This is a genomic window from Flavobacterium sp. KACC 22763 (assembly GCF_028736155.1).
GTDB lineage: Bacteria > Bacteroidota > Bacteroidia > Flavobacteriales > Flavobacteriaceae > Flavobacterium.
The window spans coordinates 4,254,798-4,269,559 of the sequence record NZ_CP117879.1; the positions used below are offsets into that span (position 1 = coordinate 4,254,798).

Sequence of the window (14,762 nt, forward strand, 5' to 3'; positions counted from 1 at the left end):
ATTATTTTATAACCGTTATTGATCCTTTTTTTTCACCTGCATCGCCTTGAATGACATAGTAATAAACGGGATTTACATTTTTAAAATCTATATTGTTTTGAGGCCAATCGCCTTGGTAATTCACTACGTCCAAAACCATTTCTCCGTTTGAACTAATGATCATTACCTTTGTATTTGCATTTTTATACTCGTCTGGAATATTCCAATACGGATTCATTCCGCTTAATTTAATAATGTTTGGAATAACACTTGATGGGCCAGAATCTCCATTTATTCTAAATGAAAATTCTTTGCTTGCTATACATCCAGATGCCTGAGAAACTTTTGCTTTATAATTACCTTTTACAGCTACAACATAAGAACTTGATGTTTCATTAGGAATTAAATTATCATTTAAATACCACTCATAAGTCGGTGCGGTGGCATCTGTTGTAATAGTTACAGTTATAGTTTCACCTTCGTTTAATTTATATCCATCCTGAGCATCGATACTTGCATTAAAACTATTACTCTGAAGATTAATTGATCCTGAAGCCTTACATCCGCCAAAATCAACATCCACAGAATAAACTCCAGATTCGTTTGTTGAATATGTACGATTAGTGGCTCCTGCAATCAAAACTCCATCTTTTTTCCATTGATAGCTATTTCCTGAAGTTGCTGTTAAAACCGTTCCTGTACCACTAGCACAAAACGGGTTTCCTAAACTTGAATTAATAGTTACACTCGATCCTGAACTTGATGATACTACATCAACACGGTTAGAATAAGATTGTGATGTACACGTGCCATAATTTGTTTCAACATAATAAGTCCCTGCTGTTGTAACAGTATAATTTGGACCACCGTTACCTTGAACAAGTGTTGGCAATGTTGTTTCTCCATTATATCTATACCAGTTATAAGATAGATTTGGATATTTTAAAGGAGAATTATTTACTGGATTAGTAGAATCTGGATCTATCGACAATGTATAGCTCCCGCCAGAACAGATAGCAGCAGAACCATTAAAATTATTAATGGTATACTGCTGATCATGTATTTTGTAATAAATTGGGAATAATTTTTTTGTTGTAGAAGAAGAAAAACTTCCACTTGAAGGCTGACCGCCAGAACTTTTTATTCTTAAAGCATAGGTATCCGATCCAACTATATCCGAAGGAACATTGAATACTATTGTTTTCTTATTAGCAGCATCATCTATTACATTTATTGTTGTAGTTGCAGTTGGATTTGTAAAACTTCCTGTCTTATCAGACAACTCAACTTCAAATGTAGTACCTGCTTGATAACCCGTGTAGGTGAAAGATGCTCTGTAAGTTGGATTACTTGCACCACCAGCACAAATTCGGTCAAAAGTCAAAATATCTGGTGTTATACTTTGAGCATAGGTACGCGATTCAGTAAAAATAATAATACCAAATAAGAGAAAAACTTTAAAAAAAGATAAAGTAATTTTTTGAATCATATAGTGCGTGTTCTTGCTAGATCTATACGCTCAAAAAACAAGATATCTATGAATGTTTCAGAGAAATCATACTTGTAGTTTTCAATTACTTCTTTTGCAAGAATTGAAGTTGCTGCAAGTGTTGAGTTCTCCTCACAATCGCTAGATACAGTATTTGACTCAGCCGCCATAGTAAGGCTATCCTTGGGGGTGGACATCCCTACTATAGACTGATTTAAATTACTTAATTTGCCGTTTACAACAGCATTATTATTGTTGTTTTGGTTATTATTAGCCAAAGTTAAACCACACGCCGAAACAGCAGCCTTAGTAGGGTTTTCTGCTGTATTCTGTGCATATAGAGTTAACGATATAGGCGAAACCAAAAATATTATATATATAAAATATTTTTTCGTAGATACCATTATGTCTTGATCTTTATTTTGGCCCGTAAGACGATACATAAATTGTGTCTGGGGACTTAATTAATAAAATTTACGCGTGGGAAATAAAAATCGAAACTATTTATCTATTACCGCTAGAAGCTGTGATTTTTCCTAATTGTAATCTGAAATCTGGTTTTTTAGGATTGAAGATATCAATGAATGTTTCTTTGTTGTCGCTTTGTGAGTAAACGTTAAAGAATACACTGTTTCCATACCAGCTCTCTAAATCTTCATTGTTAGAATTGTATTCAGTAAAGATGTTTCCTTTACATAAGTTGAAATACATTTCCTCAAATTTGATTTTTTTAAGGTTGGCATCATTGATTTCAGTTTTGCTGTCTAATAATACGGCAGGGTTGAATCCAGAGATTACACTTCTTTTCATTTCAAGAGAAGCATTTTCGGCTACATATACGGCCTCTTTTACTAAACCTGCTTGAATGTCAGCGTTAATGTTTTCACTGTCATTAACCATTGTAATATTGCTTGCAACAACTAAAGTTTGTTTTTTAGTGAAGTCTGTTTCACTTTTCTTCTCATAAGATTTTACCTCCATACAACGAGATCCATCTTTAGTACTTGAGAAGTAAGAAGATCTAACTGCTAAAGAGTTGAAGAAACGACATTGAACTCCTTGAGAGAATTTAAAGTCATCGTTAACTGATTTATAAGAAACGAATTTTGTAGCATTTAAGTCACCACCTAAGATTCCGAAAGAATCTCCTCCAGCGTAACTAACCATAATATTTTCTAAAACTGTTTTGTTACCAACAGCTGCTAAAGTTAAAGCGTTGAAAGTATCAGCTCCTTTTACTTTTTTACCAGCAAACTCGATTCTAACGAATCTTAAAACTCCTGAATTTGAAGCTACATTGTCACCACCATAAGTAGTCATTGTAGGATCAAGATCTAGGTTATAAGAACCAACGTTTCCGAATTTATTGATTGGAGCATCACCAAGGATTACAATTCCTCCCCAGTCTCCAGCTTTTTTCATGCTGCGGTTTGAAGTAAATACAATTGGATCTGTTTCTAAACCATCGGCCACTAATTGTGCTCCTTTCGTGATTACTAATGTTCCTTTTGTTTCGAAATCACCAATAATTACAGTTCCAGGTTCGATAGTTAAAACAGCATTGTTTGTCACATAAACGTTTCCTTGCAGAACGTAGATATTTCTTTTCAGCAATTTTGTATTAACAGAAATGTTTCCTGCCAAAATTTGGTTTGCTTCTCCATAATCAACTTTGTTAGGCTTAAACTCAGTCCAGTTGTTTAACCAATTGGTGTAGCCCATAATTCCTTTCTCTTGTTGAGCATTCATACTCGCAACTGTCAAAAGAACGCAGATCAATTGAGTAATTTTTTTCATGATAAGGGGGGTATTACGGTTAATAATAAATTTGGGTATGCGTAAATGTAAAAACTCCTCTCGGGTTTTCTGAAATTTCTCAGAACCCTCGAGAGTGAGTTTTTTTTATTTTGTTTTTCGAGAACGTCAAAGCTGGTATTCACTTAGACTTTCTCAAAAAGATTTTAAAAAAATGCTTTATTACATTTCGTTCAAATCGTTGAACTCGTGTAATGATTTCAATGTACTTTCGTAGAATAAAATTGCCGCGATTAGATTTCCTTTATCAGAGTAAGGCATCATTTTTCTTTGGAATTCTACTGTTGTATCTAAGAATGTTGTTGTACCAACTGCTTGAGCATCCAAAACTTTTTTGTGTTCACTATCGTCTGGAATACCAAGGTCTGCCATAGTAACTCCAGGTTTTGTAACCAAAGCAATGTAAGGGAGAGTTTTAACTAATACTTTGATACGCTCGATGTATAATTCCAAAAGTTCACCCTTTTGCATACCACTTAATTCTTTTTGATCATGGTATTTTCGGATAAGAGCAGTTGTACTGATAATACTTCTCGGTGCGTTTTTAGCTTGTGCTGAAACAGCCGCAGTAGTTAAGATAAAAAAAGCACTAAATAGAATAATTTTCCCTTTCATAGATTCTTATTTTATAATTGGTTGTTGATAAAAACAAAAATATAGAAATTAACTTAAATTACAACTGTAATGGATTTTTTTTTCAAAAAATTTCCTTAAAAAAACCTTAAAAATCAGCCTTATGTCGAGAAAATGTGCGTTTTAACGGGCTTTTTGTTAAAAATGTTAATTTAAAATCTGTAAGATATTAGTCATAAAAAAAGGAAAAACATCCAAATAAATAACCAAAAAAAACCTACGTTTGTCGATTTTCGAAAAAAAATATTAACAAAAAGATCTTGATATTTACTCACTTGAGGATATTTATTAACAAAATTCTGTCGAAACTGAACCAAAAAAATTTCAAAAACATTCAAGGTAGACTTCAAAACTGAATTCGGAAAACGTAACTCATAAATAATCTTACTCCCGAAAATTTTAGACTACACATTTTCTTCTATCTTTGCGCCATGCAATTTTCTCAAATTTTAGGTCAAGATTACATCAAAAGCCACTTGATAAAAAGTGCTGCTTCTGGTAGAATACCTCATGCTCAATTATTCGTTGGTCCAGAAGGAAGCGGTACTTTAATAACCGCCATTGCTTACGCCCAATATATTTTATGTAGCAATACTGGCGATGAAAATTCAAACGGAAATGATTCTTGCAATCTTAAGTTTGATCACATATCTCATCCCGATCTGCATTTTATCTACCCAACCGTTACAACCGAAGATGTAAAGACAAAACCCAAAAGTTTAGATTTCATTCAGGATTGGCGAAGCTTTATTCAAGAAATGCCTTACGGCGGTTTGTTTGATTGGTACAAAATTCTTGGTGTTCAAAACAAGCAAGGAGAAATTCGTGTAGAAGATGCACAGGAGGTTTTAAAATCGCTTTCGCTAAAATCTTACGAAGGCGGATATAAAATCATGATTATCTGGATGGCCGATAAAATGAACATCGCCGCATCCAACAAACTTTTGAAACTTTTAGAAGAACCATCAGACAAAACTATGTTTATTCTGATTTCTGAAAACGAAGAAGATATTATCCAAACCATACGTTCAAGATGCCAGGTGATTCACTTTAGTGGACTACCTGAAAAAGTTATTGCCGATGCTTTGATTCGCCAAGAAAACATAGACGCAGGTTTAGCCAAAAAAATTGCACATCAGGCGCAAGGCAACTTTAATAAAGCATTGCATTTGTTAAAAGAAGACGATGACGATCTTCCGTTTGAACAATGGTTTGTCAATTGGGTTCGTGCGGCATTTAGAGCAAAAGGAAATGCTGCTGCAATTCAGGATTTAATTACTTGGAGTGAGCAGATTGCAGCATTGGGGCGCGAAAGTCAGAAAAAATTTATCCAATACTGCATCGAGATGTTCCGACAAGCTCTTATGCTAAATTATCAGGCTCAAGACTTAGTTTACATCGAACCGAAAGTGGATAAATTTAAATTGGAGAATTTTGCTCCTTTCGTAAATGGGAATAATATCCACGAAATATTCAAAGAACTTTCAGATGCTATGTATCACATTGAAAGAAATGGAAATGCAAAAATAATTCTTACCGATTTATCGATCAAATTGACTCGTTTAATTCATAAAAAATAATTCAAAATGAACAATGTTGCCTCAATTTTACTTTTGGCTTTTCTAGCTTTAACTTTTCTACAATCCGGTTACGAAAAAATTTTTTACTGGAAAGATAATGTTACGTGGCTTAAAGAGCACTTTGCCAAAACGCCTTTAAAAAATCAAGTTCCGCTTGCTCTTATGCATTTATTGATTTTAGAATTGATTTCAGGAATTTTATGTGTCGTGGGCGGAATTCAATTGTTTACAAATAATGGCAGAGAATTTGGTTTTTATGGAGCTATCTTTTCTTGTATCTGTTTGCTAATGATGCTTTTCGGACAAAGACTTGCAAAAGATTACGATGGTGCGAGAACCATTGTTATATATTTTATACCAGCTGTAATGGCTGTTTATTGGTTAAATTAACCAGTACAATTTTTAAATTTTAGATTAAAAAAATGAATCCAAAACATCCTTCAGAATCCCTAACTATTTTAACTGATTTAGTTTTACCGAGCGAAACAAATCCTTTAAACAATCTTTTTGGCGGCGAGTTATTAGCCAGAATGGATCGCGCAGCCAGTATTGCAGCGCGCAGACATTCGCGCCGAATTGTAGTAACGGCATCTGTAAATCACGTTGCTTTTAACAGAGCTATTTCGCTTGGAAGCGTTGTAACCGTAGAGGCAAAAGTTTCAAGATCATTCAAAAGTTCGATGGAAGTTTTTATCGATGTTTGGGTAGAAGACCGCGAATCTGGAAATAGAACAAAAGCCAACGAAGCAATTTATACTTTCGTAGCCGTAGACGATACTGGAAGACCAGTTGAAGTTCCAGCAATTGTACCTGAAACTGAATTGGAAATTCAACGATTTGATGCTGCGCTTCGTCGTAAACAATTGAGTTTATTGCTTGCAGGCAAAATAAAACCAACTGAAGCAACAGAATTAAAGGCTTTATTTGTATAGAACGATTTTGTGACAATTTGGAACAATCAAACTTCAAAAAAAGAAGTAATTTTACAAATTATAAAACTGACTAATAAAAATATAGCAGAATTTTCTTATTTTTATCCAGAAAGACAAAATAATAATTTAAGATATTTAGAAAAAAATGAGTTCAGAGAAAGAAGCCAAATTAAAAGCACTACAATTAACGCTTGATAAACTTGACAAAACCTACGGAAAAGGAACCGTAATGAAAATGGGCGACAGAGCCATTGTAGAAGTAGAAACGATTTCTTCTGGCTCACTAGGTGTAGACTTAGCTCTTGGAGTAAACGGATATCCAAAAGGAAGAATTATCGAAATATATGGTCCAGAATCTTCTGGAAAAACAACTTTGACGCTTCATGCAATTGCAGAAGCTCAAAAAGCTGGTGGTATTGCCGCTTTTATCGATGCGGAGCACGCTTTTGATAGAAACTATGCAGAGAAATTAAATGTTGATATTGAGAACTTAATCATTTCTCAACCAGATAACGGGGAACAAGCTTTAGAAATTGCTGAAAACCTAATTCGTTCTGGAGCTATCGACATAGTTGTAATTGACTCGGTTGCGGCTTTAACTCCAAAAAGTGAGATCGAAGGTGAAATGGGAGATTCAAAAATGGGTCTTCACGCACGTTTGATGTCTCAAGCTTTGAGAAAACTTACCGGAACTATCAGCAAAACAAACTGTACAGTTTTCTTTATCAACCAGCTTCGTGAAAAAATTGGTGTTATGTTCGGAAATCCAGAAACTACAACTGGAGGTAACGCACTTAAATTTTACGCTTCTGTACGTTTAGATATTCGTCGTTCTGCTCAAATTAAAGATGGTGAAAACGTAATCGGGAACAGAACTAAAGTAAAAATCGTTAAAAACAAAGTGGCTCCGCCTTTTAAAACTGCCGAATTTGACATTATGTACGGAGAAGGTGTTTCTAAAACAGGAGAAATCTTGGACTTAGCTGTTGAATTTGACATTGTTAAAAAAGCAGGATCTTGGTTTAGCTATGGCGACACCAAATTAGGTCAAGGTCGTGACGCTGTTAAAGCTTTAATTAAAGATAATCCAGAACTTGCTGAAGAACTGGAAATCAAAATTAAAGAACACATGAAAGAACTGGCAAATGCCTAAAAAATAAGTCTAAAAGACCCTCTAAAAAGCCAAGTGATTACACAAAAATCACTTGGCTTTTTTTATTTTAAAATAAAATTAAAAATTTCACGCAACCTTTTTACCAAACCTTCATCTATATAAAAAAGCAGTTTTGTAATTGGTACTGCCATATATCAATTTCGGTTTTTTTTAGAATTTACGTTGATTGGTTATTTGAGTAAAAAAATCCGTTAGTTGTTCAAACTAACGGGTTTTTATCAAATCTTCCCTTTTAATAAAAATTCCAACGCAACCTTTTTGATTTTTCTCCATCTATAATAATGTGAAATTAACTTGAGTCATTAACCAAACTCTTTATTATCAACTATTAATATTTTTAATCATGAAAGAAAAAATAGAATTGTTGTACAGTAAAAACCGAAGAAAAACCAAATTGAAGTTTAAAAAAGTATTGCGTTTTATTTCAGAAAAGATAATTCACAGATAATAAGCTTTTGAATAAAAATAGGGGTTTTTAATTCAAAGAAAAGCCGGTAGACTGATTAAATCTACCGGCTTTTGTATTTTACATAATGTTTTTACGGTTATTCCTTCTGATAATCTATTAAACCATTATAAATCATATTTCTAACTCGATCTCTTAATTCTTTTCTGTTGTCGCTTCTCAATCCTTTTGTTTCTACAAATGGCAAAATTCGCGCACGCATTCTTCCTGGACTTCCACTCAAAAAAGTATACGAAAAACGTTCTTTGCTATCTGGATAAACAATAGGTACGATAGGAATCTGATGATCTATCGCCAATCTGAATGCTCCATCTTTAAACTCATCCAGCAAAATGCTTTCGTCATCTGGAACTCCGCCCTCTGGGAAAATGCAAATACTTAAACCTTGATTTAATCTATTTTGCGCTCTTTTAAAAACTTCATTTTTACTTTTAGACGAACTTCTGTCAACTAGAATACAAGTTCTTTTATAGAAAAATCCAAAAAGTGGAATCTTTACCAATTCTTTCTTTCCAACAAAAACAAACGGATTTTTAATTAAAGCCAACGTAAGCATAATATCGGTCATAGAAGTATGATTGGCTACAATCATGTAACTTTTGCCTTTAATAAGCTTTTGTTCGCGTTTTACGGTATAAAAGAAACCCATTCCGAAAAGGATAAATTTAGCCCAAATGCGGGCCATTTTAAAGAAGTACGGATATCCTTTCTCAGAAAGGATAGAAACGACCAAAAAAGGGAACATAATGAGTATTGGAATGGCCATCAAAACATAAAACCAAACTCTCCAAAGAATCCAAAAAGCAATTTTAAATATTTTCATAGCTTCAAATGTAAGAAAGAGAAATGAATTTTGTTAATATTTTAATATTGATAAAAATCACCTCTTATTTTTTGTAACGCAGAGATCGCTGAGTTTTTTCGCTGAGTACACAAAGTTTTTTTGAGAAAATGCTTTGCTAAAAAGTTCACAAAGCTGTATTTCAATACACTTTTGAGATTTAAAGAAAAACTTTATAATCTCAATAACAAAATTATTATATTTATACGAAATTCTGCGTTAAAATTAAATAAAAAATGAATGAAAATGAAATTTCGACTATTGTTATTGGTCTAGCAATCGAAATACACAGAAAGCTCGGGCCAGGTTTATTAGAAAATGTTTATCAAGAATGTCTATTCTATAAACTTAAGCAAAAAGGCTTAATGATAGAAAAGGAAAAACCAATGCCGTTATTTTTTGAGGAAATAAAACTAGATTGTGGCTATCGTATCGATTTGCTGATTGAAAACAAATTCATAATTGAAATTAAAGCAGTTGAAACTTTAACGGTAAATCATTTAGCACAAACATTAACTTACCTCAAACTCGGCAACTATAAACTAGGTTTACTAATCAACTTTAATGAAGCTCTTTTGAAAAACGGTATAAGAAGAGTCATAAATAATATCTAAAAACAGTAGAAAAGTGCAGCGAACTTCAAAAAACTTAAAAAATCTTCTTAACTCTGCGAAAAACTCTGTGAACTCTGCGCTAAAAAAACGAACTTTGCAGATCAAGTATAAGAAAAAACGAGAATGGCAAAAATACTTACTGGTGTTCAAAGTACAGGAACACCGCATTTAGGAAATTTATTAGGCGCAATTATTCCGGCAATCGAATTATCAAACGATCCAGCAAATGAATCTTATTTGTTTATTGCCGATTTACATTCAATCACTCAGATTAAAGACGGAAAAACTTTAAGAGAAAACACTTATAGCACTGCCGCAGCTTGGCTTGCTTGTGGTTTAAATCCTGAAAAAGTGACGTTTTATAGACAATCTGATGTGGTTCAAACTACTGAATTGACTTGGTATTTAAGTTGTTTTTTTCCATTTCAAAGATTGACTCTGGCACATTCTTTCAAAGATAAAGCAGATCGTTTAGACGATGTTAACGCTGGACTTTTCACATACCCAATGCTAATGGCGGCTGATATTCTGTTGTATGATGCTGAATTTGTTCCTGTTGGAAAAGATCAGTTGCAGCATTTAGAAATTACTCGTGATGTTGCGGCTCGTTTTAATCACCAAATGGGAGAAACTTTCGTACTTCCTGAAGCAAAAATTCAGGAAAATATCATGCTGATTCCAGGAACTAACGGAGGAAAAATGAGTAAGTCTGCTAACAATATTATCAATATTTTCTTGGATGACAAAACATTACGCAAACAAGTAATGAGCATTGAGACAGATTCTACTCCACTTGAGGCACCTAAAAATCCAGATACTTGTAATGCTTTTGCAATTTATTCTCTTTTAGCAAACGAAGAACAGACTGCGCAAATGAGAGCAAATTATTTAGGCGGAAATTATGGTTATGGTCACGCGAAACAAGCTTTATTTGAGTTAATAACTGAGAAATTCAAAACCGAGAGAGAAAAATACAATTACTACATCAACAACCTTGAAGAAGTAGACGCATTACTGAAAAAAGGCGCAACAAAAGCTTCTGTAATTGCTGATGGTGTTTTAGCAAAAGTTAGAGAAGTTTTAGGATTTCAGAAATAATTTAAAACAAACTCTTTATAGAAACGCTGATCATACTAAAACTGGTCAGCGTTTTTCTTTTAGAATATATTCTCGTAACTTCAAATATATTAACCTCTTAAAAATAAAAAAGATAGACAAGTATATTGAGGATTACAATATTTCACCATTAAGTATTTCAAATTCTAAATATGCTTTTTGAACTCTTGCTGATTTAAGTTTTATACAGATTGCATAAATTTTTCACAACATAATATATAGGATTTTCTGCGTTAAATTGACTCAAAAAGTTTTCCAGGAAGAGGTCTTATAACTCCTTTTAGTTCCATACCTATCAAAATTCCTGATAATTTGAAAATTGGGATATCACATTCAATAGCAATGAGATCGAGTAATTCTTTTCCATTCTTTTGGAGAAAATAGTAGATTTTTTGTTCGTCAGAATCTAACTCTACAAAAAGCTGTTTTTGAATGTTTTTCGGTTTTTCCTTAATATCCCAATTCAACATATACACTAGATCTGCTGCACTTGTCAACACATTCGCTTTCTGTGTTTTAATCAAATTATTACAGCCTTGACTGTATTTATCTGTCACTCTTCCTGGCACAGCAAATACGTCACGATTGTACTCGTTGGCCATATTTGCAGTAATTAGTGATCCACCTTTATCAGCAGATTCAATAACAATTGTAGCTTCAGTCATTCCGGCAACAATTCGATTTCGACGTACAAACTTCTCTTTATCTGGATTAGAATCACTCCAAAACTCTGTTATAAATCCACCATTCTCTTCCATTTTTGCCATATACTTTTTATGCGTACGCGGATAAATTTGATTAAGTCCATGAGCCAAAACTCCAACAGTTTGCAAGTTATGATCCATCGCTGCCTGATGCGCCACTATATCAACACCGTAAGCAAATCCACTTACAATCACTGGATCTAGCGGAGCCAAATCTTCAATCAACTTTCTACAAAATTCAGTTCCGTAAGAGGTAATTTGTCTTGTTCCAACGATACTGATTATCTTTTTGCATTTGAAGTCAATATTCCCTGCTGTAAAAATCAAAATTGGTGCATCAATGCAATGCTTAAGACGATCAGGATAATTTTCGTCCTGAAAAAAAGAAACCTGAATATTGTTGTTTTTTATAAATGAAAGCTCTTTGTCTGCCTTTTCAAAAACAGTTTTATCTTTAAGATTTTTTAATAAAACAGAGCCAATTCCATCAATGGCAGCCAATTGAGAATTCTTAGCTTTAAAAATAGCACTCGCATTGCCAAAGGAATTAAGCAATTTTTTTCCCATTATATCTCCCACTCCATCAACCTTCAGTAAGGCAAGCAAACTAAATAATTCCTGATCGTTCATTGTTTGTAATATTATGTAAAATAGAAAAGATAAATCTATTCTTTATGAGTCGCAAATATCTATAAAACAAAGTAATTTCTTAATAATTTTAAAGAATAAATCTTAAGTTCGTTCTCAGAGAAGAAAAACAAAAGGGTTAATTAATTGAAAACGAATTGTATAAAAATAATTCTGAATTGTTAATAAAAATTGTGAATAAAATTTTGATAACTATACGCGTTGGCTAACTTTGTTAATATGAAAATCGAAGTATATATCTCACAGTTATTGTATCGTTATCAGTGTGTAACGGTTCCAGGATTTGGTGCATTTTTAACCGAAACACATTCGGCGCAGCTAAATGAAAGCACTAATTCGTTTTTTCCTCCAAAAAAAACCATTTCTTTCAACAGTCGTATCAAAAATAACGACGGATTGTTGGCAAATCATATTGCACAAGCTGAAAAAACATCTTATGGTTTTGCAGTTAGCGCCATTGCTTTTGAGGTTTTGAACTGGAAAAAAACATTGGAAGAAGAAGGCGTAATTCTTTTAAAGAACATTGGAGAACTGCGTTTAAATTCTGAAAGCAATATTATTTTCAAACCAAACGATCAGACCAATTTTCTATCTACTTCATTTGGCTTGAGTCCTTTTGTTTCGCCAATGGTGAAAAAAGAGGCTTTCGAGAAAAAAATCGAAAAGATCGCGGCAAAAGAAAAAGATGCTGTTTTATTATACGAAAATGAAGAAGAAACCAAATCTTCAAATCCGTTCTTGCGATATGCTGCCATTCTTGTTTTAGGACTTGGAATTACAGGAAGCATTGGTTACCCACTATATCAAAATCAAATTGATAACCAAACACTTGTTGTAGAACAAGCCGTTCAGAAAAAAGTACAGAACAAAATTCAAGAAGCTACTTTCTTTATCAAAAGTCCGCTTCCAGCTGTAACACTTTCTGTTGATTCTGCTAAAGTTGAAACTGTTGAAACAACAATGCCTTATCACATTATTGCTGGTGCTTTCAGAAGCGAAGCTAATGCTAGAAAAGCTTATAACCAGTTAATTAAAGATGGTTTCAAAGCAAGAATGCTGAAAGAAAACAAACATGGTTTATTCCCAGTTTTGTACGGAAGTTATGCTACGATGAAAGAAGCAGAACAAGCTCAAAAAGAAATACAGAAAGGCGAAAATCCTGATGCTTGGATTCTAGTCGAAAATCTATAAATTTAAAAAATCCCGTTTCGAAAAAACGGGATTTTTTTTGTCCTATTCTGTTGTTTTTAAGACTTTGATTCGCACTTTATCAAAGTTTCTTCGAATAAATTCGCTTGAAAAATTAAACATTATGGACAAAATTTTAAAAACATTAGTTCTCTTATTATTGCTGAGTTCACAATCTTTTTTTGCTCAGCAAACAACAAACACTATACAAGAATTGGAACACCAACAAGCTGAAATTCAAATGCAAAAAAAATTGAATGACAATTATAAAATGTTGGATGACAAGATCTCTCAGCTAAAAAAAGAGCAAAAAGATCTCGAAACAAAAAAGAAGAACCTCTCAAAATCTGAAAGCGATTTGAAATCGACAAAAGAAAAAATCAGCAAACTGGAACTTGTCAATCAGAAAATTGAAAACAAAATAACCACATCTTCAATTTCTGAAGAAGAAATGCAAAAACAGAAAATTAAGACCAAAGAAAATGAGCTAAATATTCAGAAATTGAAATTAACTCAGATTACACAAGAAAGGGAGCTAGAAAAAGCAATGTCAGCCATATAAAAAAACTGTTTCAAAAGAACAGATTCTTTTTTAAGCTACGAAGAAGCGAAATATTTATAGCAAAGAATAAATATTTACAATATAAAGCTCCAGCAGAGCGACATAATTGTATAATAAATATGTCGCTCTGCTGGAGCTTTTATTCATTTGTTTTATTTGAATTCTCTAGATATTTAACCTCTCCGAGTTTCAGCATATATTTCAATGTTGAGATTAAATATCTTTTTAAAACAACTTCTCTCCAATGTTTATCGTGAAACAATTTTTGCATCTTGAGATAAAATTTCTTTCCCAGATTGATATACCATTAACGCCGCAGGCGCCGAATTTTTTTCGCCCAAAACAGTAAAATGGCATTCGTACTTAAAATTACCTTTTTTGAATTCGTAATGATGATTCCCTCCTGTTCCATCTGCGACAAAAACTCCCTTCTCTATTACAAGATCTGGAGTATCCGTCATTTTATTTTTGATTCCCCAAGAAACATAACGATAATTGTTATTTCCTAAATCATCAATTCTTATTCTGAATTTTGAAGTTTCTAGAATAGCAACAGGTTCTTTAAAATTTGAAATTGAAGCATTTACATTTTTCTTCTGTGCAGCAATCAACGAATTTTTTATTTTAACTTCTTCATCAGATTGATGATTGATGCTGATAATTCTTCCATCAGTGTCTATCCACAAATCACCTTGATTGAGCATAATCCCACGCCAGCCCACTTCTGACCAATCTTTTGCAGGATCAGATTTTGTTATCTTTTCTATCAGAACTTTATCAAAAATTTGATTATATCTTTTCACAAAATCTGCTTTATCTTTTACTAACGGAATTGGATATTCACGCTTGAACGGAAATTTTATTCGCTTTGCAATTGCTTCTTTATCGCTGTTTTTCACTTCCAAAATAAATTTCGAAATGAACTTTTGATATTCCGGTTTCAAATCCTGAGCAATCAAAAATGAAGAATTAAACACCAAAATTGTTAGCAATATTTTAAATGTTTTCATGTCATAAATAA

15 protein-coding genes are annotated in these 14,762 nt (G+C 33.0%); 8 read left to right on the forward strand and 7 right to left on the reverse strand.

Annotated features, from left to right (window positions below; translation table 11 throughout):
• Position 1 precedes the first annotated feature (1 nt).
• From sprC to PQ463_RS17820, 4 genes are all read right to left on the reverse strand, one after another.
• Positions 2-1,468 (reverse strand): gliding motility protein SprC, encoded by a 1,467-nt coding sequence (gene sprC / locus PQ463_RS17805; RefSeq protein ID WP_274254828.1) that lies wholly within the window; start codon positions 1,466-1,468, stop codon positions 2-4.
• Positions 1,465-1,872, reverse strand: a complete 408-nt coding sequence (locus tag PQ463_RS17810) for a hypothetical protein (RefSeq protein WP_274254829.1) — start codon at positions 1,870-1,872, stop codon at positions 1,465-1,467. The genes sprC and PQ463_RS17810 overlap by 4 nt, the downstream gene beginning before the upstream one ends.
• A 100-nt stretch (positions 1,873-1,972) precedes the next feature.
• Complete coding sequence (locus tag PQ463_RS17815; RefSeq protein WP_274254830.1) at positions 1,973-3,265, reverse strand: beta-helix domain-containing protein; 1,293 nt, start codon at positions 3,263-3,265, stop codon at positions 1,973-1,975.
• Positions 3,266-3,445: 180 nt separating this feature from the next.
• Complete coding sequence (locus PQ463_RS17820; RefSeq protein ID WP_095930184.1) at positions 3,446-3,898, reverse strand: hypothetical protein; 453 nt, start codon at positions 3,896-3,898, stop codon at positions 3,446-3,448.
• 449 nt (positions 3,899-4,347) lie between these two features.
• Here PQ463_RS17820 and PQ463_RS17825 point away from each other — a divergent pair, with 449 nt between their 5' ends.
• The 4 genes from PQ463_RS17825 to recA all read left to right on the forward strand — a co-directional run bounded on the left by PQ463_RS17825 (position 4,348) and on the right by recA (position 7,581).
• On the forward strand, positions 4,348-5,496 hold the full coding sequence (locus PQ463_RS17825) for a DNA polymerase III subunit (protein WP_274254831.1): 1,149 nt from the start codon (positions 4,348-4,350) through the stop codon (positions 5,494-5,496).
• A 6-nt stretch (positions 5,497-5,502) separates the two neighbouring features.
• Complete coding sequence (locus tag PQ463_RS17830) at positions 5,503-5,886, forward strand: DoxX family protein (RefSeq protein ID WP_111368295.1); 384 nt, start codon at positions 5,503-5,505, stop codon at positions 5,884-5,886.
• 32 nt (positions 5,887-5,918) lie between these two features.
• Complete coding sequence (locus tag PQ463_RS17835; RefSeq protein ID WP_274254832.1) at positions 5,919-6,428, forward strand: acyl-CoA thioesterase; 510 nt, start codon at positions 5,919-5,921, stop codon at positions 6,426-6,428.
• Between the two features lie 145 nt (positions 6,429-6,573).
• On the forward strand, positions 6,574-7,581 hold the full coding sequence (gene recA / locus PQ463_RS17840) for a recombinase RecA (protein WP_111368298.1): 1,008 nt from the start codon (positions 6,574-6,576) through the stop codon (positions 7,579-7,581).
• 566 nt (positions 7,582-8,147) lie between these two features.
• On the opposite strand, the gene PQ463_RS17845 is transcribed toward recA, so the two are convergent.
• Positions 8,148-8,891, reverse strand: coding sequence for a lysophospholipid acyltransferase family protein (locus PQ463_RS17845; protein ID WP_274254833.1), 744 nt, complete (start codon positions 8,889-8,891; stop codon positions 8,148-8,150).
• Between the two features lie 254 nt (positions 8,892-9,145).
• On the opposite strand from PQ463_RS17845, the gene PQ463_RS17850 reads away from it, so the two are divergent.
• Both PQ463_RS17850 and trpS read left to right on the forward strand, forming a co-directional pair.
• Positions 9,146-9,523: a GxxExxY protein gene (locus tag PQ463_RS17850; protein WP_274254834.1), complete on the forward strand. Its 378-nt coding sequence runs from the start codon at positions 9,146-9,148 to the stop codon at positions 9,521-9,523.
• Positions 9,524-9,646: 123 nt separating this feature from the next.
• Positions 9,647-10,621, forward strand: coding sequence for a tryptophan--tRNA ligase (trpS, locus tag PQ463_RS17855; protein WP_274254835.1), 975 nt, complete (start codon positions 9,647-9,649; stop codon positions 10,619-10,621).
• A gap of 251 nt (positions 10,622-10,872) precedes the next feature.
• Here the strand turns inward: trpS and dprA are convergent, their stop codons facing one another.
• Entirely contained in the window at positions 10,873-11,973 is a 1,101-nt protein-coding gene (gene dprA / locus PQ463_RS17860; RefSeq protein ID WP_274254836.1) for a DNA-processing protein DprA, read from the reverse strand.
• A 237-nt stretch (positions 11,974-12,210) separates the two neighbouring features.
• On the opposite strand from dprA, the gene PQ463_RS17865 reads away from it, so the two are divergent.
• Both PQ463_RS17865 and PQ463_RS17870 read left to right on the forward strand, forming a co-directional pair.
• Complete coding sequence (locus tag PQ463_RS17865) at positions 12,211-13,182, forward strand: HU domain-containing protein (protein ID WP_274254837.1); 972 nt, start codon at positions 12,211-12,213, stop codon at positions 13,180-13,182.
• 121 nt (positions 13,183-13,303) lie between these two features.
• A complete protein-coding gene (locus tag PQ463_RS17870) occupies positions 13,304-13,741 on the forward strand; it encodes a hypothetical protein (RefSeq protein ID WP_274254838.1) in 438 nt (145 codons plus the stop codon).
• A 248-nt stretch (positions 13,742-13,989) separates the two neighbouring features.
• Here PQ463_RS17870 and PQ463_RS17875 read toward each other — a convergent pair whose 3' ends face one another.
• The gene (locus PQ463_RS17875) at positions 13,990-14,751 is read right to left on the reverse strand and encodes a hypothetical protein (protein WP_274254839.1); all 762 of its coding nucleotides are present in this window, start codon (positions 14,749-14,751) and stop codon (positions 13,990-13,992) included.
• Positions 14,752-14,762 lie beyond the last annotated feature (11 nt).

Bases quoted from the DNA above. Each gene is read 5' to 3' on its own strand.
- dprA (WP_274254836.1), bottom strand. From the start codon at position 11,973: ATGAACGATCAGGAATTATTTAGTTTGCTTGCCTTACTGAAGGTTGAT.
- PQ463_RS17835 (WP_274254832.1), top strand. From the start codon at position 5,919: ATGAATCCAAAACATCCTTCAGAATCCCTAACTATTTTAACTGATTTA.
- recA (WP_111368298.1), top strand. From the start codon at position 6,574: ATGAGTTCAGAGAAAGAAGCCAAATTAAAAGCACTACAATTAACGCTT.
- PQ463_RS17820 (WP_095930184.1), bottom strand. From the start codon at position 3,898: ATGAAAGGGAAAATTATTCTATTTAGTGCTTTTTTTATCTTAACTACT.
- PQ463_RS17830 (WP_111368295.1), top strand. From the start codon at position 5,503: ATGAACAATGTTGCCTCAATTTTACTTTTGGCTTTTCTAGCTTTAACT.
- PQ463_RS17870 (WP_274254838.1), top strand. From the start codon at position 13,304: ATGGACAAAATTTTAAAAACATTAGTTCTCTTATTATTGCTGAGTTCA.
- sprC (WP_274254828.1), bottom strand. From the start codon at position 1,468: ATGATTCAAAAAATTACTTTATCTTTTTTTAAAGTTTTTCTCTTATTT.
- PQ463_RS17810 (WP_274254829.1), bottom strand. From the start codon at position 1,872: ATGGTATCTACGAAAAAATATTTTATATATATAATATTTTTGGTTTCG.
- PQ463_RS17815 (WP_274254830.1), bottom strand. From the start codon at position 3,265: ATGAAAAAAATTACTCAATTGATCTGCGTTCTTTTGACAGTTGCGAGT.
- PQ463_RS17850 (WP_274254834.1), top strand. From the start codon at position 9,146: ATGAATGAAAATGAAATTTCGACTATTGTTATTGGTCTAGCAATCGAA.
- PQ463_RS17845 (WP_274254833.1), bottom strand. From the start codon at position 8,891: ATGAAAATATTTAAAATTGCTTTTTGGATTCTTTGGAGAGTTTGGTTT.
- trpS (WP_274254835.1), top strand. From the start codon at position 9,647: ATGGCAAAAATACTTACTGGTGTTCAAAGTACAGGAACACCGCATTTA.
- PQ463_RS17865 (WP_274254837.1), top strand. From the start codon at position 12,211: ATGAAAATCGAAGTATATATCTCACAGTTATTGTATCGTTATCAGTGT.
- PQ463_RS17875 (WP_274254839.1), bottom strand. From the start codon at position 14,751: ATGAAAACATTTAAAATATTGCTAACAATTTTGGTGTTTAATTCTTCA.
- PQ463_RS17825 (WP_274254831.1), top strand. From the start codon at position 4,348: ATGCAATTTTCTCAAATTTTAGGTCAAGATTACATCAAAAGCCACTTG.